Origin of the sequence: Micromonospora sp. URMC 106 (genome assembly GCF_051386395.1) — a bacterium.
Taxonomy (GTDB): Bacteria; Actinomycetota; Actinomycetes; order Mycobacteriales; family Micromonosporaceae; genus Micromonospora.
On record NZ_JBPQTP010000057.1, the window covers coordinates 14,855 to 32,974 of the forward strand.

Here is an 18,120-nt window from a genome sequence, read left to right on the forward strand (position 1 = left end):
GAATCGTAGGCATTGGCCCGAGTTGCCGGGCCGGTATCGGAGGTGCGGCCCTCAGTAGACCAGCGCCTGCGCCCCCTCGGCCATCGCCTCCTCGACGAAGACCGCCGCGCCGGCGATGCGCACGCCCGGCAGCACGTCGTCCGGGCCGATGTCCCGCCGGGCGGCGCACTGGGTGCAGGCGGTCACGGTGCCGGTGGTGAGGATCACGTGCAGCAGCTCGGCCAGCGGCGCCGAGTGCGGCAGCTCGAACTCCTGCGCCCGGCCGGGCAGCGCGAACCAGGTCGACTCCCCGGTCAGCCAGAGCGACACGTGCACCCCGGCGGCGGCCGCGGTGGCGGCGACGGTGAATGCCTGGGCGCACCGCTCGGGGGCGTCGGCGCCGGCGGTGGCCTTGACGACCAGAGTGCGAGCCATGGGGCCCAGCATAGGATGGTCGCGATGGTTACCGAGATCGGGTTCGTCAGCCTGCTGGTCGCCGGTCTGGGCGCGCTCGCCGGTGGCCTGGTCTACCTTGCCGTACGCATATCGAGAGGACGCTGGTGAGCTGTGGTGGCCGCTGGCGGGGAGAGGCGGAGTGAACCGGTGAGCGACGAGAACCCCCTGCAGCCGCCGCCGTGGCTGAACGCGCCGCCGGTCGACCCGTACCCCTTCGAGGAGAGCCACGACCTGCGGGTCGGCCCGAAGCTGCACCCGTCGCTGGACGGCCTGCTGCCGTACATCGGGGTGTGGCGCGGCCGTGGCCGGGGCGGCTTCCCGACGATCGAGGACTTCGACTACGCCCAGGAGATCCGGATCAGCCACGACGGCCGACCGTTCCTGTTCTACGAGTCGCGCGCCTGGCTGCTGGACGAGCAGAGCAAGCCGGTCCGCCCGGCCGGGCGCGAGGTGGGCTGGTGGCGGCCGGTGATGGACGGTGACCGGGTCACCGACGAGCTGGAAGCGCTGATGACGACCCCGACCGGGGTGATGGAGCTGCACATCGGCAAGCGCAAGGGCACGCAGCTGGAGTTCGTGACCGACGCGGTGGTCCGCACGGCCACCGCCAAGGAGGTCACCGCCGGTCACCGCCTCTTCGGCATCGTCGAGGGCGCGCTGCTCTACGCCCAGGAGATGGCCGCCGTCGGCCACGGCCTCTCGCCGCACCTCTCCGCCCGCCTCACCCGCGTAGCGGGCTGACCCGGCCCCGCCCGTCCGCCCCGGATCCCGCGGATCCGGGGCGGGTCAGGGAAGGGGAAAGGCCAGGAGGGCCTGGAGCGCGGGCGTGCGCGGGGAGCGACGCAGCGGGACGGCGTCCAGGGTGCGGACCTCCGCCAGGCCGCGGACGGACGAGGTGAGCCAGACGCCGTCGGCCGAGCGCAGCTCGGCCGGGGTGACCAGGCGCTCGTCGGCGCGCAGGCCCAGTTCGTCGGCGTTTGCGAGGAGCCAGCCCGCCGTCACGCCCGGCAGGATGCCGGTCCCGGCGGCGGGCACGGTGCAGAGGGTGTCGTCGGCCAGCCACACCACGTTTGCCGTGGGCCCCTCCAGGACGTACCCGTCGGAGGAGATCCAGAGCGCGTCGTCCACCCCGTTGCGGGCGGCCCAGCGGCGGGCGGCGGTGCTCACCGCGTACGAGGTGGACTTGATCCCGGCGGGCAGCCAGTCGAGTGCGGCGCGGGCCCCCGCCGCCACGCCGAGTGGCAGGGTGGCGACGGTGATCCCGTCCCGCCGGGCCGTCCGGGTCGCCGCCGGCACCTCGCCCAGCGTGGCGTAGACGCTCGGCGGGCCGCCGCCCTCCGGGCCCCGCGTGCAGACCAGCCGCAGCGCGCCCTCGACCTCGGCCGGCCAACCGGCGCTCACGGTCTCCAGCAGGTCGACCAGCACGCCGGCGGGGGGCAGCGCCAGCTCGACGGCCGCCGCCGCCCGGGACAGCCGGGCCAGGTGCGCGTCGCGCAGCCACGGCCGCCCGCCCCGCAGGTGCATGGTCTCGAAGAGGCCGTCGCCGTGCAGCACGCCCCGGTCGTCGCCGCGCAGCACCGGCTCCCCGGGCGGCACCAGCCCGCGCCCCGGCACGGCGATCCTCGACGCCACCATGACCGCCGAGCGTAGCGGCGGACCCGGCGACCCGGCGGCCGGCGCGGCGGGACGAACGCGGCGGCGGCCCGTCGAGCCGGCGGCCGGGGCGTCCGGGCGAACTATGATCGGACGGTGTCCGAATCCTCCCTCGCGGAAATGCTCCGCGCCCGTGGGCTGCGGCTGACGGCGCAGCGGCAACTGGTCCTCCAGGCCGTGCTGGACCTGGGGCACGCCACCCCGGAGCAGGTGCACACGGCCGTCCGGGAAGTGGCCGCGGGGGTCAACATCACCACCATCTACCGCACGCTGGAGCTGCTGGAACGGCTCGGCCTGGTCACCCACACCCACCTCTCGCACGGCTCGCCGACCTACCACGCGGCCGGCGAGGACCAGCACGTCCACCTTGTCTGCCGGGAGTGCGGCGCGATCGACGAGATCGATCCGGAGTTGCTGCGCCCGCTGGTCGACCAGTTGGCGCAGCAGCGCGGGTTCCGGGTGGACATCGGCCACGTCTCCCTCTTCGGCGTCTGCGACCGCTGCGAGAACGGGGACCCGAAATGATCGACATCGCGGGCGCGGTGAGCGTCGAGAGCATCGACGAGGCCAGCCGGGACCAGCCCGAGCCGGCGCACGCGGCGGCCGGCGTCCGGGGGGTGGCCGCGCACTACGGCGACCCGATGCGCGAGCAGCGCACCCTCGACACCGCCGTCGGCCTGGTCGACCGCTCGCACCGGGGCGTCGTCGCGGTGCCGGGTGAGGAGCGGATCGGCTGGCTGCACACCCTCACCACCCAGCACCTGGCGCAGCTCACCGCCGGTCAGGGCACCGAGCTGCTGGTGCTCTCCCCGCACGGGCACGTCGAGCAGCACGCCATGGTGGCCGAGGACGGCATCACCACCTGGCTCGACACCGAGCCCGGCGCCACCACCGGCCTGCTGTCGTACCTGGAGCGGATGCGGTTCTTCAGCAAGGTCGAGCCGCGCGACGTCACCGGCGAGCACGCGCTGCTCTCGCTGGTCGGGCCCCAGGCCCCCGCCGCGGTGGAGACGCTCGGCGTGACCGGGCTGGCGGCGCCCGACGTGGTCGCGGTGCCGGGCCCGAAGTTCCGCTCCGGCGAGGTCCCGCCCCGGCCGACCGCGCTCTACGACGTCAAGCCGCTCCCGGTCGGCGGGTGGGCGCGGCGCGGCCCGCTGGGCGTGGACCTGCTGGTCCCCCGGGCCGCGATGGAGCAGGTGGTCACGGAGCTGCGCGGCAACGGGGTGCCGGTGGCCGGGCTGTGGGCGTACGAGGCGGTGCGGGTGGCCGCCCGGCGGGCCCGGGTCGGGGTGGACACCGACCACCGGACGATCCCGGCCGAGGTGGACCTGGTCGCCCCGGCCGTGCACCTGGACAAGGGCTGTTACCGGGGCCAGGAGACCGTGGCCCGGGTGCACAACATGGGCCGGCCGCCGCGCCGGCTCGTCCTGCTGCACCTGGACGGGGTCACCACCGACCAGCCGCCGGTCGCCGGTACGCCGGTGACCCTCGACGGCCGGGCGGTCGGCTTCGTCGGCACCGCCGTGCACCACCACGAGCTGGGTCAGGTCGCCCTGGCCGTGGTCAAGCGCAACGTGGCCGACGACGCCCGCCTCCTGGTGGGCGAGACCGCCGCCGCGATCGATCCGGCCTAGCCCCCGGGCGGCGAAAGAATCTCTCCTTCGCGGCGCTGAGGCCGGAAAAGTTCCGGTCGACTGGCTCCCGGACCTCGGTCTAGGATCCGGGCATGACGACAGGGACGTTGATCACGGTTGCCCCCACCGGCGCGGAGTCGGCCAAGGCGGAGGTGCCGGCGCTGCCGGTGACGCTCGACGAGCTGCTGCTCACCGCCAAGGAGTGCGAGGCGCTCGGCGCCGCCGTGATCCACGTCCACATCCGCGACGACGAGGCGAAGCCCACCCTGGACCAGGGGCGGCTGCGGGAGACCGTGGCGGCGCTGCGGCAGAGCACCGACCTGATCGTGCAGCTCTCCTCCGGCGGCGCGGTGACCGACCCGGAGGCCGACCGGCTCGCCGTGCTCGACGCGGGGCCGGACATGGCCTCCTGCACGATGGGCACCCTCAACTTCGGCGACGACGTCTTCCTCAACCGCTGGGAGTTCATCGTCGACCTGCACACCCGGATGCAGGAGCGCGGCATCGTGCCGGAGTACGAGATCTTCGACCTCGGCCACCTGACGGCCCTGCAGCGGCTGCTCGGCAAGTACGGCCTGCCGGCGGGCGGGCACGTGCACGTCGACTTCGTGATGGGCGTGCCGGGCGGCATGCCGGGGACCACGGCGGCGCTGGTCGCCGCCCACCAGGCGCTTCGCGACCTGCCCGAGGGCACGACCTTCTCGGCCACCGGCATCGGCCGCAGCACCATCCCGGTGATGCTGGCGTCGCTCTCGGCCGGTGGGCACCTGCGCGTCGGCATGGAGGACACCGTGACCTACGCCAAGGGCCGCCCGGTGGAGTCCAACATGCAGCTCGTGGCCCGGGCGGTCGGCTTCGCCCAGCTCGCCCAGCGGCCGCCGCTGACCACCGCCGAGGCGCGTGAGCTGCTCGGCGTGCCAGCCGCCGGGCGGTAAGCGGCGGTCCCGCCCGCACTCCTGTACGCCGGGGCGCCGACGTCCTGGTCACCCGCCTGCCGGGGGCCACCGGGCGATCGGTACCGTCCACACCGTGGGAAAGACGTACGAGGGCGGCGTGCCGCTCGCCGAGGTGGTCCGGTCCGGGTTCGTGGAGGGCGTGCACCGGGGCTCGGTGGTGGTGCTCGACGCCGACGGCGCGACGGTGGCCGGCGCCGGGGACGTGACCTCCCCGGTCTTCCCGCGCTCGTCCAACAAGCCGATGCAGGCGGTCGGGATGCTCCGCGCCGGGCTGTCGCTGACCGACCCGGCGGACGTGGCGCTGGTGTCGGCCAGCCACGCCGGGGAGGACTTCCACCTCGACCGGGTCGGCGCGCTGCTGGCCGGCGCCGGGCTGGACGAGTCGGCGCTGCACTGCCCGCCGGAGCTGCCGGTGGGCGAGGACGCGCGGGCCGCCGTGCTGCGCGCCGGCGGCGGTCCCACCCGTACGCAGATGAACTGCTCCGGCAAGCACAGCGGGATGCTGCTGACCTGCCTGGCCGCCGGCTGGCCGCTGGACGGTTACTGGCGCCCGGAGCACCCGCTGCAGCAGCGGCTCCGCGACGCGGTCGAGGAGTTCACCGGTGAGCGGGTGGCGGCGGTCGGGGTGGACGGCTGCGGTGCCCCGGTGCTCGCGGTGTCGCTGACCGGCCTCGCCGGGGCGTACCAGCGGCTCGTCTCGGCGGAGCCGGGCTCCGTGCCGAGGACGGTGGCCGACGCGATGCGCGCCCACCCGGAGATCGTCGGTGGCACGCAGGCCGACGACACCCGGCTGATGCGCGGCGTCCCCGGGCTGCTCGCCAAGGTGGGCGCCGAGGGGGTCATCGCGGCGGCGGTACCCGGGGTCGGGGCGGTCGCCCTCAAGATCGACGATGGGGCGGGCCGGGCCCGGATGCCGGTGTTGGTCTCCGCCCTGCGCCGGCTCGGCCTGGACGCCCCGGTGCTGGCCGAGTACGCCGAGGCGCCGCTCTTCGGCGGCGGCCTCCCGGTCGGCGGCGTACGCCCCCTCTGGTAACCACGCCGCCGCGCCGGGCGGTGACCGCCTCCGACCCGGCCGGCACCCGGCGGGCCGCCACGGGTCAGGGCAGGAAGTCGAGCAGGGCGGCGTTGACCGGGGCGGGGCGTTCCAGCGGCAGCAGGTGGGCGGCGTCCGGCACGTCGGGCAGCCGGGTCGCGTCCGCCGCCTCGGCCGCGATCCGGTCGGCGAGCCGGCTGATGTCGGGCACGTCCGCGGCGCCCGCGGTGACCAGGACGGGCATCCGCAGCTCGCCGAGGCGTCCGATCGCGGGCGGGTCCAGTTCGGCGACGTCCACCGCGCTGAGGGCCAGCTCGGCGGCGAGCGCCCGCTGGTCCATCTCGCGGGCGAAGGCGACCAGCTCGGGGTCGACGTCCTCCGGGCGGCGGCCGGGGCCGACCACCCAGAAGCGCACCTCCCCGGCGGCGGTGGCGGCGAAGTCCTCCTGGTCGACGTCGCCCACCAGCGTCTCCCAGAGGCCGTTCGCCTCCTCGGACCACTCGTGCCCGGTCACGGCGCTGCCGAGCAGGGCGAGCGCCGTGACCCGGTCCGGGTGGGCCAGCGCGGTGTTGATCGCGACCGCGCCGCCGAACGAGCAGCCGACCAGGGCGGCCCGGGGGAGGTCCAGCGCGTCGAGCAGCCCGGCCACGTCGTCGTGGTGGGCGAACGGTGCGGGCGGCAGCTCCGAGTCGCCGTAGCCCCGCAGGTCCAGGGCGATCACCCGGTGCCGCTCGGCCAGCGGGCCGAGCTGTTCCCGCCACATCCGGCGGTCCGCGATGCCGGCGTGCAGCAGGACCACGGGGCTGCCGCTGCCGGCGTCGTCGTACGCCAGCAGTGCGCCGTTCACTTCGATCTTGGTCATCGGGGGAACCTAACGTACGGGGAGGCCGGGCGCGCAACCGCATATGAGACGTCGCTAACTCTGGTTAGCGTTTTGCTTGCAAGAGTTAGCAGCGCCGGTTAGCGTCGAGGCATGGCCACTGGTAAGGACCTTCCCGACGTCGGCGGGTTCATTCGCGATCTGCGCCGCAACGCGAAGATCTCGCTCCGGCAGCTCGCCGAGCAGGCGGGGGTCAGCAACCCGTACCTCAGCCAGATCGAGCGCGGCCTGCGCAAGCCGAGCGCGGAGGTGCTCCAGCAGCTGGCCAGCGCGCTGCGGGTCTCCACGCCGGCGATGTACCTGCGCGCCGGGCTGCTCGACGACAAGGAGGGTCAGGGCGTGCTGGCGGCCATCGCGGTCGACCCCGACCTGACAATGGCGCAGAAGCAGTCGCTCACCCAGATCTACGAGACGTTCCGGCGGGAGAACGCGCGGCTCGCCGAGGCGACCGCGGCCGCCACCGCGCTGGACGGCGCCGAGGCCGGCGCCAGCCCGACCGGCGCCGAGGCCGGCGCCACCCCGACCGGCGCCACCCGGGGCGCGGGCGCGCCGGAGGTCGCCCAGGCGCCGGACCTGGCGAACCTCGCCGCCACCGGACCCACCACGCCGGAGGGCACCCCGACCGAGGCCGTCCTCGAGTCGGTCGCCGTCACCGAGGCCGGCTCCGCCCCCGCTCCGACCGACACCCCCGCGAAGAAGGTCGCCGACGCGGCCGAAGAGGAGAAGTGATGACCCAGCCGAAGACCCACCGCATCCCGGCCCCGATCTACGCCGCCGCCGGCGCCGGCGAGCTGGCCCTGGAGCAGCTCCGCAAGCTCCCCGCCGTGGTGAGCGGCCTCGGCACCAAGGTCGTCGCCGACCTGGGCGGCAAGGCCGTCGTCACCGGCGTCGAGCTGCGCCAGAAGGCCAACGAGACGCTGCGCACGGCGAACCTGACCGCCGGCGGCCTGCGGGACAAGGCGGTCCCGGCCGACCTCGACCTGAAGCGCCTCCGCGAGGTCGCCGACCTGAACAAGCTGCGCGAGGTCGCCGACCTGGACAAGCTGCGCGAGGTGGCGACCCGGAACGCCGCCGTGGTCGTCGCCGGCGCCCAGGCCGCGCAGGAGCGGGCGCAGGCCGCGTACGTCGCCCTGGTCGCCCGCGGTGAGCGGGTCGTCGGCGCCGGCGTGCTGGAGGCCGCCGAGACCGTGAACGCCGACATCGAGGCCACCGAGGCCGAGGTCGAGCCGGCCGAGGTCGCCGCGAAGCCGACCGCCCCGGTGCCGGCCCAGCCGACCGCCCCGGTCACCGCCGCGGCGCCGGTCCCGGCCACCGCCGAGGTGCCGACCCCGGCCGACGTGGCCGAGATCGTGGAGGCCAAGCCGGCCGCCGCGAAGAAGGCGACCCGGGCTCCGCGTGCCACCAAGGCCGCCGCCAAGCCGGCCGCCACCCCGTCGGCGAAGCTGCCCCGGGCCACCAGGCGGACGCGTCCGGCCGCCGAGTAGTTCCCGCTGTGCCGGCGACCCCGGAGGCGTCCTGTCGGACGTTTGCGGGGTCGCCGGCATAAGCTTGCCGTCATGGCCTACGCCGCGCCGCTCTTCGCCTTCGAAGTTCGCTACGTGATCGAGCTGATCCTGCTCGTCTTCGCGTTGATCGTGCAGGGCGTCGCCCTGGTGCACGCCATCACCCAGCGCTCCGACGCCTTCGCCGCCATCGGCACGCTGCCCAAGGGGGGCTGGATCGCCATCCTGGCGGTCTGCCTGGTGCTGACCCTGCTCGGCTTCGGCCCGATCAGCCTCTTCGGACTGATCGGCATCGCGGCGGGCCTCATCTACCTGCTCGACGTCCGGGTCGGCCTGCGCGAGCTGAACGACGGCAGAGGGTCCTGGTGAGGGGTTTCCGTTGGCCGCCCCCGCCCGACGGCGGGCCCCGCACCTGGGGTCCCGGCCCGGGCGCCCCGCGCACCGGCCGGCCGGCCCTGCCGGAGCCGGAGACCGAGCTGGTCGCCACGCCGCACGGCGTACGACTGGAGCAACTCGTCACCGGGGCGGGTGACCCGACCACGGTGTTCGCCCACGGGCTGGGCAACGGCATCGCCACCACCCGGCCCTTCGGCAGCGGGGTGACCGGCCGAAGGCTCTTCTTCCAGTTCCGCGGGCACGGCCGCTCCGACGCGCCGCCCGGCCCGTGGAGCTACCTGGACCTCGCCCGCGACCTGCGCGCGGTCGCCGACCTGGGCGGCGCCACCCGGGCCTTCGGCGCCAGCCTCGGCGCCGGCGCGCTGTGCCGGCTGCTCGCCGAGAGCCCCGAGCGCTTCGAGCGGCTGGTCTTCTTCCTGCCCGCGGTGCTGGACCGGCCGCGCGGCGAGGTCGCCCGGGCCCGGCTGACCGCGCTGTTCGACGCCGTCGAGAGCGGGGACGCCTCCGCCGTCGCCGACGTGGTCCAGACCGAGCTGCCGCCCGCCGTGCGCAACACCCCGGCCGGCTGGGCCTACCTGCGCCAGCGGCTCGACCAGCTCCTCCGCGACGGGCTCGCCCCCGGGCTGGCGAGCCTGCCCGAGCAGGCGCCGCTGCGCGACGCCGGGGCGCTGGCCGCGGTCACCGCGCCCGCCCTGGTGATCGGCTGCGCCGGCGACGACCTGCACCCGGCCGAGGTCGCCGAGCAGCTCGCGGCCGCGCTGCCCCGGGCGACACTGCACGTGTACGACCGGCCCGGCTTCCTCTGGACCGAACGCGCCGACCTGCGCAGCCGGATTTCCGCCTTCCTCAACGAGTAACGTGCCCTGACATGGGCGTCACACACCACGGTCGTACGCACCGGCTGGACCTCGCCGACCCCACGCTGCGGGAGTGGGAGTGCACGGTGCTGCACGCCGACCCGGAGCAGGGCATCGTGCTGGACAGGTCGGCGTTCTACCCGGGCGGCGGCGGACAGCCGCCGGACCACGGCGTACTGCTCTGGCAGGGGGTGCAGACCCGGATCGTCGGCACCCGCAAGGGCGACGACCTCTGGCTGATCCCGGCCGAGGGCGACCCGCTGCCGCCGGCCGGCACCGCGGTGACCGGCGCGGTGGCCGACGAGCGGCGGACCAGGCTGATGCGGACCCACTCCGGGCTGCACGTCCTCTGCGGGGTGGTGTTCCGCGACTTCGGCGCGCTCGTCACGGGCGGCAACATGGAGCCGGGCGAGGCCCGGATGGACTTCAACCTCCCCGAGGTGCCGCCCGACTTCAAGAGCCGCATCGAGGAGCTGGTCAACGCCGAGGTGGCCGCCGACCGGGCGGTCGCCGTGCGGGTGCTGCCCCGGGCCGAGGCGCTCGCCCTGCCGGACATCATCCGGACCCAGTCCAACCTGATCCCGCCCGACGAGCAGGAGGTCCGGATCGTCGACATCGTCGGCCTGGACGTCCAGGCGGACGGCGGCACACACGTCGCCTCCACCGCCCAGATCGGCAAGGTGCAGGTGGTCAAGGTGGAGAGCAAGGGCCGCGCCAACCGCCGGATCCGCGTCCGGCTGGCCGACTGACCCGGTGACTCCCGGCGCCGGGGCACCGGCGCCGGGAGTCTGCCGTCACACGAGATCGATGCGTTCCCGCTCGATCGGGTAGCCCGCCCGGGCGAAGGCGGCGGCCATCGGGTGGTTCGTCTGGTCGGTGGCCGCCACGATCTCGTCCATCCCCGCCTCGACCAGCAGGTGGGTGGCTTCGACCAGCAGGTCGTACGCGTAGCCGTGCCCGCGTTGTTCCGGCACCACGCCGACGAAGCCCACGATCGGGTCGCTGTGGTTGCGCGCCGGCACGGTGATGCCCGCCAGTTCGCCCGCCGGCGTCCAGGCCAGCCGCCACCAGTCGCGCGGGCTCGGCAGCCAGCGCAGCAGGTCGAGTTCCTCCTGCGCCGCCGCGTCCGGCCCGTGCTCGGCGGCGGTACGGCGGGTGTGCGCGTCGAGGCTCTCCTCGCCGATGCGGCGCAGCACGTCGAGGATCACGGCGTCGTCCGGCTCCGGGCGGAACTCCAGCCGCCCGGGCCGGGCGGGCAGCCCGCACTCCCGTGTCCAGCGGTACCGGTACCGCTCGACGAGCAGCGACATGCCGGCGGCCGTCGCGGCGTCGATCCGGGCCTCGGCCTGCGCGCGGACGGCCGGGTCGTCCCGCCAGCCGGGCGGCAGGGACAGGGAGTACTCGGCCCGCAGCGGCGCGGTCCGCAACAGCCGGACCGCCGCCTCCCGGTCGGTGAAGTCGAACCAGTCGAGGGCCAGCGGCGCGTCGTCGTCCGGCCCGCCCCACCAGGCGGCGCGGGCCACCACCTTGCCCTCGCGCAGGGCGACCCAGCTCCACTCGGGACGGTACTGACCGTCGGCGGCCATGTCGGAGTAGTTGTCACCGAACGCGGCGCGGCCCACCAGTCCGGGGTCGGGCAGCGAGTCGAACAGTGTTTCCTCGCCCGCGGTGAGCGGGCGGATGACCAGATCGGTCATGCGGATCCTTCCGGGTCTGACGTGCTCCCGGCTCAGGACCGTGGCGTCCTCGTGACCGGGCGGGAGCACAGCGATGTCGTGATGGACACGGTGCCCACCTCCCTTCCAAGATCGAGGACGCGCGAGCAGGCTAGCAGCGGCGCCCCGGCCGCTCCAACTGCTTTCCGGCGATCGTCTTCCGGCCGGTCCCCGGGCTGGCAGTGGGAGTGCGGGTCAGCGGGTGGTCAGCCCGGGCGGCAGGTGGGCCGCGCGGACGTCGAGCAGCCAGCGTTCCACGGTGGCCTCGTCCGGGCGGTCCGGCAGCGGGGAGCGGGTGCGGTCGAAGTCGCGTTCCGCCTCGGCGAGCAGCGTGCGCGCCTCGCCCAGCTCGCCGCCGGCCACCCGCTCGCCGAACGCCCGGAACCACCCCGGGTCGGCGAGCCGGATCTCCAGCACGCCGGTGGCGTAGAGCAACCGGCCCTGGTGCACCAGTCGAGCCAGGTGCCGGGCGTGCTTGGCGGTCCGCCGCCGGGTGTCGGCCGAGAACGTGCCGTCGCCCCGGGACTCCAGCTTGCGGAACTGCTGGCCCGCGTACCCGAGGTAGGCGTCGCGGACGCGGGGCGCGCTGAGGAACGCCGAGCGGATGGCGACCAGCCGGTCGCCGAGCTCCGTCCGGGTCTCGTAGCAGTCGTCCGGCAGCCAGGCCAGCTCGGTGGCGGTCGGGTTGCCGCTCAGCGCCAGGCGGCACCACTTCGCCGCCTCGTGCAGGGTGGTGTCGGGGTCGGTGGTCACCACCGACTCGCGGGGCGGGCGCAGGCCGTGGAACGCGACGGTGGGCGCGGCGAAGACGCCGATCCGGTCGACGTCGGAGCCCGGCCCGGCCAGCCCGTACGCGACCGAGCCGACGATCCCGGAGAGCAGCAGGTGCATGCCGGCGAGCATGCCGGACGACACGGCTTCGCGAAACCGGACTTCGGCTGTCGGGCGTCGCGGACGGCCCGTGCCTCCCCTTCGGGGCGTTGCGCCTTCAGCGAGGCTCGTGACGGTTCCCGATGGTTCGGGGGTCATCCGCAGCGCGGATGGGGCCGTGTGGTGCCCGTCACATCCGTGAGTGTCACGTCCGGGTGGGGTCGCCTGTCTCATCAGCGTCACCGGCACCACGGAGCGATCCGGTGGCCCGAACCCAGGAGCACGGAATGACGAACAACGACCACCGCATCGTCGTCCTCGGTGCCGGCTACACCGGAATGCTGGCCGCGATCCGCCTGGCCCACCGGACGCGCCGCACGGGCGTGCGGATCACATTGGTGAACCCGTCGGACCGGTTCACCGAACGGCTGCGGATGCACCAGATCGCCGCCGGGCAGGAGTTGGCCGACCATCGCATCCCGGATCTGCTCGCCGGGACCGGGATCACGTTCGTGCGGGGCTGGGCCACCGCCATCGATCCGGGCCGTGGCACCGTGACGGTGGACGGCGGTACGGCGACGCTGGAGTACGACACGCTGGTGTACGCGCTCGGCAGCTCGACCGACACCAGCCAGGTTCCGGGCGCGGGTGAGCACGCCTTCACGCTCAACAGCCCGCAGGGGGCCGCGCGGTTCGCCAGCCGGCTGCGGGAGACCGCCGCGACCGGCGGCGCCGTCACTGTCTGCGGGGGCGGGCTGACCGGCATCGAGGCGGCTACCGAGATCGCCGAGGCCCACCCCGGGTTGGGCGTCACGCTGATCAGTCTCGACGAACCGGGAGCGATGATGGGCGAAAAGGCACGCGCCTACCTGCACCGGGCGCTGGACCGCCTGGGCATCACCGTCAGGGTGGGTGTGCGGGTCACCGAGGTGCTGCCCGACGGCGTCGAGCTGGAGACCGGCGAGTTCGTCGCCTCGGACGCGTGCATGTGGACCACGGGGGTGCGGGTGTCGCCGCTGGCGCGTGAGGCGGGAATCGCCGTCGACGGGCGTGGGCTGATCCGGGTAGACGCCACGCTGCGGTCGGTGTCCCACCCGAACATCCACGCCATCGGCGACGCCGCGGCGATCCGGATGGGCTGGGGACAGATCCACGGCACCTGCCAGAGTGGTCTGCCCACCGCCCAGTACACCGCCGACACCATCGCCCGGCTGCTGCGGGGCAAGCGGGTCACCCCGTTCCGGTTCGGCTACTACCACCAGCCGGTCAGCCTCGGTCGCCGCGACGCCGTCATCCAGTTCGCCCACGCCGACGACACCCCGCGCCGGGTCTACCTCGCCGGCCGCGCCGCCGTGCTCTACAAGGAGACCGTCAGCGGCAGCCCACTCATGACGTACCGGCTCAGCAAGCGCATGAACGTCAATGTCACCCCATACAAGGGCGGCCGCGCCACCCGCAGGCCCGTTGCCTGAGCACGACGGTGCCGACCTGCCCCAGTGAGGATCACCATGAAACGTCAGGCTCTGATGACCGCGGCCGTCCTGCTGTGCGCGGCGAGCATGCTGGTCTTCGGCTTCTGGGCGTACTTCGCCCCCGAATCGTTCATCGACTTCGTCGACTACCACCCCTACAACGAGCACCTCACCCACGACGCCGGGGCCTTTCAGATCGGCATCGGCATGACGCTGCTGTTCACCCTGGTCTGGAATGACGCGACACTGGTGGTGCTGGCCGGGTTCGCCGTCGCCAGCGGCCTGCACACCCTGTCCCACCACCTGGACCGGCACATCGGCGGTCACCGCCACGACGTACCCGGCCTCGGGCTGTTCACCCTCGTCGCCCTGATCGCCGTCGTCGCCCGCATCCGCACGAGGAGGACCCAGTGAGGATCATCCTGGCCGGCGCCACCGGCGCCGTCGGAGCACCCGTCGCCCGCGCCCTGCTCGCCGCCGGGCACGATGTCATCGGGCTCAGCCGGACCCGCAACGGCCTGCCCGAGGGGGTGCGACCGCTGACGGCCGACGCGCTGGAGCGTGACGGCCTGCTGCGGGCGGCCCGCGGGACACGAGCCGACGCGGTCATCCATCAGTTGACGGCACTGAAGAAGCCGCCGATGCGGCACCGGGACATGACGTTGACCAACCGGCTGCGCGTCGAGGGCACCGCCAACCTGATCGCCCTGGCGCGGGAGGTGGGCGCCACGCGGTTCCTCACCCAGTCCATGATCTTCGGGTACGGCTACGGCGACCTCGGCGACCAGCCCGTCACCGAAGCCGCGCCGTTCGGCCGCGACGGCCGCGGGGGGTTCACCGCTCACCTCCGGGCCATGCGCTCCAACGAGGAGCAGACCTTCGCCATCGGCGGCATCGCCCTGCGCTACGGCATCTTCTACGGCGCCGCCGACGACCCCACCGTCGACCTGATCCGGCAGGGTAGGCTGCCCGTTCCCAAGGGCGGCGTCATCTCCCGGATCCACGTCGAGGACGCCGCCACCGCGACCCTGGCCGCGCTGGAACGCGGTCGCCCCGGCCAGGCCTACAACATCGTCGACGACCTGCCCGCCGGCTGGCGTGACTACTACCGCGCGGTCGCCGAGGCACACGGCGCCCCGGCCCCCAGAACCGTCCCGGCATGGCTGCTCAAGGCCACGCCCTACCTGCACGCCATCTTCACCGCCACCTGCCGCGTCTCCAACGCCAGAGCGAAGAGCGAACTCGGCTGGACGCCCCGCTACCCCACCTACCGCGACGGCATCGCCGCCACGACCGCCTGACGAGCCGGGTTCCTGGACACGTCCCTGAGCCACAGGCGGCGGGGCGACAACCGAGCCATCCGACCTGTCGGCGACGGGCAACGTGGCCGCCCCGGCCCCCCGCCCGACACCGAAAGTATGAGCTGATGATCGACGCGACGTCCGAACCGGACCCCTACCTCGAACACCGGCGGCTGCTGTTCGCCACCGCCTACCACATGCTGGGCAGCGTCGCCGACGCCGAGGACGTCCTCCAGGACGCCTGGCTGACCTGGAACGCGGCGGACCGTGCCGCCATCCGACACCCCAGGGCCTATCTGGTGCGGACGGTCACCAACCTGTCGTTGAACCGGCTCGCCTCCGCCCGGTCGACCCGGGAGACCTACGTCGGCCCGTGGTTGCCCGAGCCGCTGCTCACCTCCCCCGATGCCGCGATGGAGACCGAAATGGCCGAGACCGTCTCCACCGCGATGCTGGTGGTGCTGGAGACCCTCAACCCCGTCGAACGCGCGGTGTTCCTGCTCCGCGAGGTCTTCGGCTACTCCCATGCCGAGATCGCCGACACTCTCGACCGGCCGGAGCCGACCGTCCGCCAGATCGCCCACCGCGCCCGCGAACACGTCCAGGCCCGCCGCCCCCGCTTCGACACCGACCAGGCCCAACGCGAGAAGGTCACCGAGCGGTTCATCGCTGCCTGCTCGGGCGGCGACCTGAACGCGGTCATGGAACTGCTCGCCCCGCACGTGACCGCGTGGAGCGACGGCGGAGGCAAGGTCACCGCCGCCCTGCGTCCCCTGCACGGACCCGACCATGTCGCCCGCTGGATGCTCGGCGTGCTGGCCAAACCCCAATCGGCCGGCGTCACCCTGGAACCCGCCACCATCAACGGCGAACTCGGCGTGCTGTTCACCATCCACGGCACGCCCGTCGGTGCCCTGACCTTCGACATGACCGACGGCCGGCTGCACAACCTGCGGATGCAGCTCAACCCCGACAAGCTCAACGGCCTGCGTCCCGACCTCTGACGATGGCCTGTCCCGACGTCCTCCGGGTGCCAGCGGCAGTCACTCCTCAGACACCCGGCTCGGGGTCCGCCCGGCGTAGCGGCGGGCCATCCGCTCGGCCGCCTCGGCCAGCCGCGCCCGCAGCTCGGGCGGATCGAGCACCTCCACCTCGGGGCCGAGCCCGAGCAGCTGGTGGTACGCCACGTCGACGGACTCGACGGGCAGCCGGGTGACCACCCAGCCCTGCCCGTCGGGCCCGTCGGCGGCGGCGACCGCCTCGTCGTACACGAAGGGGGCGTCCGCCAGGTGCCGGAGCTGGCGCAGGCCGGCGGGGCTCAGGCGGAGCGTCACCCGGGCCCGGAGCATGTCCCGCAGGAACGCCTCGGCCTGCGCCCGCCAGTATCCGGCCAGGTCGAAGCCCTCGTCCCGGTCGAACGTCTCCGCGCCCACCGCGACCCCGGTCACCCGGTCCACCCGGTACGTGCGCACGTCGTCGCCGACCCGGCCGACCAGATACCAGACGCCGCTCTTGAGCACGAGCCCGTACGGCCGCACGGTGCGGGTCACCTCGCGGTCGCCGCGCCGGTAGCGCAGCTCGACCACCCGGTCCCGCCAGACCGCCCCGGCCAGCTCGGTCAGCCACGGCGGCGGCCCCACCTCCCGGAACCAGCCCGGCACGTCCAGGTGGAACCGCTGCCCGGTGCGGGCCGGCGCGTCGCGCAGCGCGGGCGGCAACGCGGCCAGCACCTTCAGCTCGGCCGAGGCCACCGCGTCGGCGAGCCCCATGTCGCCGGCCGGTCCGCGCAGCCCGGCCAGGAAGAGCGCCTCCGCCTCGTCCCGGGTCAGCCCGGTCAACCGCGTCCGGTAGCCGCCGACCAGCCGGTAGCCACCGGCGCGCCCCCGGTCGGCGTAGACCGGCACCCCGGCGGCGGAGAGCGCCACGACGTCCCGGTACACGGTCCGCTCGGAGACCTCCAGCTCCCGCGCCAGCTCCGCCGCGGTCATCGTCCCCCGCGACTGGAGCAGCAACACCAACGAGATCAACCGGGCCGCCCGCACCCGTCCATCCTGCCCCGGCGTCGTGCGGCCCCCGGCGGGGCGCGACCACTAGGCTCTGCGGTCGTGACCGCACCCCGTATCGCCGCGCCCGTGACCGGTGCCGTCGGCCGGTTCCTCACCGGCGTGGGCCTGCTCCTGCGCGGCCTCGGCCTCTACGTCCGCAGCCCCGGCCTGATGCTGCTCGGCGTCATCCCGGCGTTGATCTCGGGCGCGCTCTTCGTGGCCGCGATCGCCACCCTGGCGTACTTCGTGGACGACCTGGCCGCGCTGGTCACGCCGTTCGCCGACGACTGGTCGACCACCTGGCGCAGCCTGGTCCGGGTGGTCGCCGGGCTGGCCTGCCTCGGGCTCGGCGGCCTGCTCGCCGTGGTCAGCTTCACCGCGGTGACCCTGGTCATCGGCGACCCGTTCTACGAGAAGATCTCCGAACGGGTCGAGGAGCGCCTCGGCGGCACGCCCGGCGCGGTCGACGTGCCGTTCTGGTCGTCGCTGCGGCGCAGCCTCGCCGACTCGGTACGCCTGGTGGGGCTGTCGGTGCTCTTCGGCATCCCGCTCTTCGCCGCCGGCTTCATCCCGGTGGTCGGCCAGACCGTGGTGCCGGTGATCGGCGCGGCGGTCGGCGGCTGGCTGCTCGCCGTGGAGCTGGTCGGCGCCCCCTTCTACCGGCGCGGGATGCGGCTGCCGGACCGGCGGTCGATACTCAAGGCGGACCGGCCCACCACGCTCGGCTTCGGGGTGGCGGTCTTCGTCTGCTTCCTGATCCCGCTCGGCGCGGTGCTGGTCATGCCGGCCGCCGTCGCCGGGGCGACCCTGCTGGCCCGCCGGTCGCTCGGCCAGTCGACCGTGGAGGGCTGACATGGACGTCACCCTGGTCGAGGGGGACATCACGACCCAACGGGTGGACGTGGTCGTCAACGCCGCCAACTCCTCGCTGCTCGGCGGCGGGGGAGTGGACGGCGCGATCCACCGGCGGGGCGGCCCGGCCATCCTCGACGAGTGCCGCGCGCTGCGCGCCTCCCGGTACGGCCGCGGCCTGCCGACCGGCCAGGCGGTGGCCACCACCGCCGGGAACCTGCCGGCCCGCTGGGTGGTGCACACGGTCGGGCCGGTCTGGTCGGCCACCGAGGACCGCTCGGCGCTGCTGCGCGACTGCTACGCGAACAGCCTGCGGATCGCCGACGAACTGGGCGCGGCCACCGTGGCGTTCCCGCTGGTCTCGGCCGGCGCCTACGGCTGGCCGGTCGAGGACGCCGTCCGGCAGGCCCTGTCGGTGCTCCGGCCGGCCTCCCCGGCGCACGTCACCGAGGCCCGGCTGGTCCTCTTCGACGCCGGGACCCTGGCGGTCGCGCGGCGGGTGCACGCCGCCGGCTGACC

General features: G+C 74.4%; 23 protein-coding genes. 17 read left to right on the forward strand and 6 right to left on the reverse strand.

Going from position 1 to position 18,120, the window contains the following annotated elements; translation table 11 throughout:
- Positions 1-51: 51 nt before the first annotated feature.
- Positions 52-426: a DsrE family protein gene (locus ACSNOB_RS18500; RefSeq protein WP_350706940.1), complete on the reverse strand. Its 375-nt coding sequence runs from the start codon at positions 424-426 to the stop codon at positions 52-54.
- 12 nt (positions 427-438) lie between these two features.
- Here ACSNOB_RS18500 and mtfM point away from each other — a divergent pair, with 12 nt between their 5' ends.
- Positions 439-543 (forward strand): small membrane protein MtfM, encoded by a 105-nt coding sequence (gene mtfM / locus ACSNOB_RS18505; protein ID WP_267897534.1) that lies wholly within the window; start codon positions 439-441, stop codon positions 541-543.
- 39 nt (positions 544-582) lie between these two features.
- Positions 583-1,176, forward strand: coding sequence for an FABP family protein (locus ACSNOB_RS18510; protein WP_436687784.1), 594 nt, complete (start codon positions 583-585; stop codon positions 1,174-1,176).
- Between the two features lie 45 nt (positions 1,177-1,221).
- Here the strand turns inward: ACSNOB_RS18510 and ACSNOB_RS18515 are convergent, their stop codons facing one another.
- Entirely contained in the window at positions 1,222-2,070 is an 849-nt protein-coding gene (locus tag ACSNOB_RS18515) for an aminotransferase class IV (RefSeq protein WP_436687785.1), read from the reverse strand.
- A 114-nt stretch (positions 2,071-2,184) separates the two neighbouring features.
- Here ACSNOB_RS18515 and ACSNOB_RS18520 point away from each other — a divergent pair, with 114 nt between their 5' ends.
- From ACSNOB_RS18520 to ACSNOB_RS18535, 4 genes are all read left to right on the forward strand, one after another.
- Positions 2,185-2,613: a Fur family transcriptional regulator gene (locus ACSNOB_RS18520; RefSeq protein WP_393105982.1), complete on the forward strand. Its 429-nt coding sequence runs from the start codon at positions 2,185-2,187 to the stop codon at positions 2,611-2,613.
- Positions 2,610-3,722, forward strand: coding sequence for a CAF17-like 4Fe-4S cluster assembly/insertion protein YgfZ (gene ygfZ, locus ACSNOB_RS18525; protein WP_436687786.1), 1,113 nt, complete (start codon positions 2,610-2,612; stop codon positions 3,720-3,722). Before ACSNOB_RS18520 ends, ygfZ begins: the two co-directional genes overlap by 4 nt.
- 92 nt (positions 3,723-3,814) lie before the next feature.
- Positions 3,815-4,657, forward strand: coding sequence for a 3-keto-5-aminohexanoate cleavage protein (locus ACSNOB_RS18530; protein ID WP_393105978.1), 843 nt, complete (start codon positions 3,815-3,817; stop codon positions 4,655-4,657).
- 94 nt (positions 4,658-4,751) lie between these two features.
- Complete coding sequence (locus tag ACSNOB_RS18535) at positions 4,752-5,711, forward strand: asparaginase (protein ID WP_436687787.1); 960 nt, start codon at positions 4,752-4,754, stop codon at positions 5,709-5,711.
- Between the two features lie 64 nt (positions 5,712-5,775).
- Here the strand turns inward: ACSNOB_RS18535 and ACSNOB_RS18540 are convergent, their stop codons facing one another.
- Entirely contained in the window at positions 5,776-6,573 is a 798-nt protein-coding gene (locus ACSNOB_RS18540; RefSeq protein WP_436687788.1) for an alpha/beta fold hydrolase, read from the reverse strand.
- 111 nt (positions 6,574-6,684) lie between these two features.
- Here ACSNOB_RS18540 and ACSNOB_RS18545 point away from each other — a divergent pair, with 111 nt between their 5' ends.
- The 5 genes from ACSNOB_RS18545 (at position 6,685) to ACSNOB_RS18565 (ending at position 10,095) form a co-directional block, all read left to right on the forward strand.
- Positions 6,685-7,320, forward strand: coding sequence for a helix-turn-helix domain-containing protein (locus tag ACSNOB_RS18545; protein WP_436687789.1), 636 nt, complete (start codon positions 6,685-6,687; stop codon positions 7,318-7,320).
- Entirely contained in the window at positions 7,317-8,075 is a 759-nt protein-coding gene (locus ACSNOB_RS18550; RefSeq protein ID WP_436687790.1) for a hypothetical protein, read from the forward strand. Before ACSNOB_RS18545 ends, ACSNOB_RS18550 begins: the two co-directional genes overlap by 4 nt.
- 72 nt (positions 8,076-8,147) lie before the next feature.
- The gene (locus ACSNOB_RS18555) at positions 8,148-8,462 is read left to right on the forward strand and encodes a DUF2516 family protein (protein ID WP_393105968.1); all 315 of its coding nucleotides are present in this window, start codon (positions 8,148-8,150) and stop codon (positions 8,460-8,462) included.
- Complete coding sequence (locus ACSNOB_RS18560; RefSeq protein ID WP_436687791.1) at positions 8,459-9,346, forward strand: alpha/beta fold hydrolase; 888 nt, start codon at positions 8,459-8,461, stop codon at positions 9,344-9,346. Before ACSNOB_RS18555 ends, ACSNOB_RS18560 begins: the two co-directional genes overlap by 4 nt.
- A gap of 11 nt (positions 9,347-9,357) precedes the next feature.
- Complete coding sequence (locus ACSNOB_RS18565) at positions 9,358-10,095, forward strand: alanyl-tRNA editing protein (RefSeq protein ID WP_436687792.1); 738 nt, start codon at positions 9,358-9,360, stop codon at positions 10,093-10,095.
- A gap of 45 nt (positions 10,096-10,140) precedes the next feature.
- Here the strand turns inward: ACSNOB_RS18565 and ACSNOB_RS18570 are convergent, their stop codons facing one another.
- Both ACSNOB_RS18570 and ACSNOB_RS18575 read right to left on the reverse strand, forming a co-directional pair.
- Positions 10,141-11,043: a GNAT family N-acetyltransferase gene (locus tag ACSNOB_RS18570; protein ID WP_436687793.1), complete on the reverse strand. Its 903-nt coding sequence runs from the start codon at positions 11,041-11,043 to the stop codon at positions 10,141-10,143.
- A gap of 213 nt (positions 11,044-11,256) precedes the next feature.
- Positions 11,257-11,952 carry a nucleotidyltransferase domain-containing protein gene (locus ACSNOB_RS18575; RefSeq protein WP_436687811.1) on the reverse strand — a complete coding sequence of 232 codons (696 nt, stop codon included), beginning with the start codon at positions 11,950-11,952 and terminating at the stop codon, positions 11,257-11,259.
- Positions 11,953-12,218: 266 nt separating this feature from the next.
- Here ACSNOB_RS18575 and ACSNOB_RS18580 point away from each other — a divergent pair, with 266 nt between their 5' ends.
- The 4 genes from ACSNOB_RS18580 (at position 12,219) to ACSNOB_RS18595 (ending at position 15,708) form a co-directional block, all read left to right on the forward strand.
- Positions 12,219-13,403, forward strand: a complete 1,185-nt coding sequence (locus ACSNOB_RS18580) for an NAD(P)/FAD-dependent oxidoreductase (protein ID WP_436687794.1) — start codon at positions 12,219-12,221, stop codon at positions 13,401-13,403.
- A 36-nt stretch (positions 13,404-13,439) separates the two neighbouring features.
- Positions 13,440-13,817 carry a hypothetical protein gene (locus tag ACSNOB_RS18585; protein ID WP_436687795.1) on the forward strand — a complete coding sequence of 126 codons (378 nt, stop codon included), beginning with the start codon at positions 13,440-13,442 and terminating at the stop codon, positions 13,815-13,817.
- A complete protein-coding gene (locus ACSNOB_RS18590) occupies positions 13,814-14,704 on the forward strand; it encodes an NAD-dependent epimerase/dehydratase family protein (protein ID WP_436687796.1) in 891 nt (296 codons plus the stop codon). Before ACSNOB_RS18585 ends, ACSNOB_RS18590 begins: the two co-directional genes overlap by 4 nt.
- Positions 14,705-14,829: 125 nt before the next feature.
- Positions 14,830-15,708, forward strand: a complete 879-nt coding sequence (locus tag ACSNOB_RS18595; protein ID WP_436687797.1) for an RNA polymerase sigma-70 factor — start codon at positions 14,830-14,832, stop codon at positions 15,706-15,708.
- A gap of 39 nt (positions 15,709-15,747) precedes the next feature.
- Here the strand turns inward: ACSNOB_RS18595 and ACSNOB_RS18600 are convergent, their stop codons facing one another.
- Positions 15,748-16,746, reverse strand: a complete 999-nt coding sequence (locus tag ACSNOB_RS18600) for a helix-turn-helix transcriptional regulator (RefSeq protein WP_436687798.1) — start codon at positions 16,744-16,746, stop codon at positions 15,748-15,750.
- A gap of 63 nt (positions 16,747-16,809) precedes the next feature.
- Between ACSNOB_RS18600 and ACSNOB_RS18605 the strand changes: the two genes are divergently transcribed.
- Entirely contained in the window at positions 16,810-17,601 is a 792-nt protein-coding gene (locus ACSNOB_RS18605) for an EI24 domain-containing protein (RefSeq protein WP_436687799.1), read from the forward strand.
- Position 17,602: 1 nt separating this feature from the next.
- The gene (locus tag ACSNOB_RS18610) at positions 17,603-18,118 is read left to right on the forward strand and encodes an O-acetyl-ADP-ribose deacetylase (protein WP_436687800.1); all 516 of its coding nucleotides are present in this window, start codon (positions 17,603-17,605) and stop codon (positions 18,116-18,118) included.
- The last annotated feature ends 2 nt before the right edge of the window (positions 18,119-18,120 follow it).

Bases quoted from the DNA above. Each gene is read 5' to 3' on its own strand.
- ACSNOB_RS18585 (WP_436687795.1), top strand. From the start codon at position 13,440: ATGAAACGTCAGGCTCTGATGACCGCGGCCGTCCTGCTGTGCGCGGCG.
- ACSNOB_RS18580 (WP_436687794.1), top strand. From the start codon at position 12,219: ATGACGAACAACGACCACCGCATCGTCGTCCTCGGTGCCGGCTACACC.
- ACSNOB_RS18570 (WP_436687793.1), bottom strand. From the start codon at position 11,043: ATGACCGATCTGGTCATCCGCCCGCTCACCGCGGGCGAGGAAACACTG.
- ACSNOB_RS18595 (WP_436687797.1), top strand. From the start codon at position 14,830: ATGATCGACGCGACGTCCGAACCGGACCCCTACCTCGAACACCGGCGG.
- ACSNOB_RS18540 (WP_436687788.1), bottom strand. From the start codon at position 6,573: ATGACCAAGATCGAAGTGAACGGCGCACTGCTGGCGTACGACGACGCC.
- ACSNOB_RS18530 (WP_393105978.1), top strand. From the start codon at position 3,815: ATGACGACAGGGACGTTGATCACGGTTGCCCCCACCGGCGCGGAGTCG.
- ACSNOB_RS18500 (WP_350706940.1), bottom strand. From the start codon at position 426: ATGCTGGGCCCCATGGCTCGCACTCTGGTCGTCAAGGCCACCGCCGGC.
- ACSNOB_RS18515 (WP_436687785.1), bottom strand. From the start codon at position 2,070: ATGGTGGCGTCGAGGATCGCCGTGCCGGGGCGCGGGCTGGTGCCGCCC.
- mtfM (WP_267897534.1), top strand. From the start codon at position 439: ATGGTTACCGAGATCGGGTTCGTCAGCCTGCTGGTCGCCGGTCTGGGC.
- ACSNOB_RS18610 (WP_436687800.1), top strand. From the start codon at position 17,603: ATGGACGTCACCCTGGTCGAGGGGGACATCACGACCCAACGGGTGGAC.
- ACSNOB_RS18565 (WP_436687792.1), top strand. From the start codon at position 9,358: ATGGGCGTCACACACCACGGTCGTACGCACCGGCTGGACCTCGCCGAC.
- ACSNOB_RS18545 (WP_436687789.1), top strand. From the start codon at position 6,685: ATGGCCACTGGTAAGGACCTTCCCGACGTCGGCGGGTTCATTCGCGAT.
- ygfZ (WP_436687786.1), top strand. From the start codon at position 2,610: ATGATCGACATCGCGGGCGCGGTGAGCGTCGAGAGCATCGACGAGGCC.
- ACSNOB_RS18555 (WP_393105968.1), top strand. From the start codon at position 8,148: ATGGCCTACGCCGCGCCGCTCTTCGCCTTCGAAGTTCGCTACGTGATC.
- ACSNOB_RS18575 (WP_436687811.1), bottom strand. From the start codon at position 11,952: ATGCACCTGCTGCTCTCCGGGATCGTCGGCTCGGTCGCGTACGGGCTG.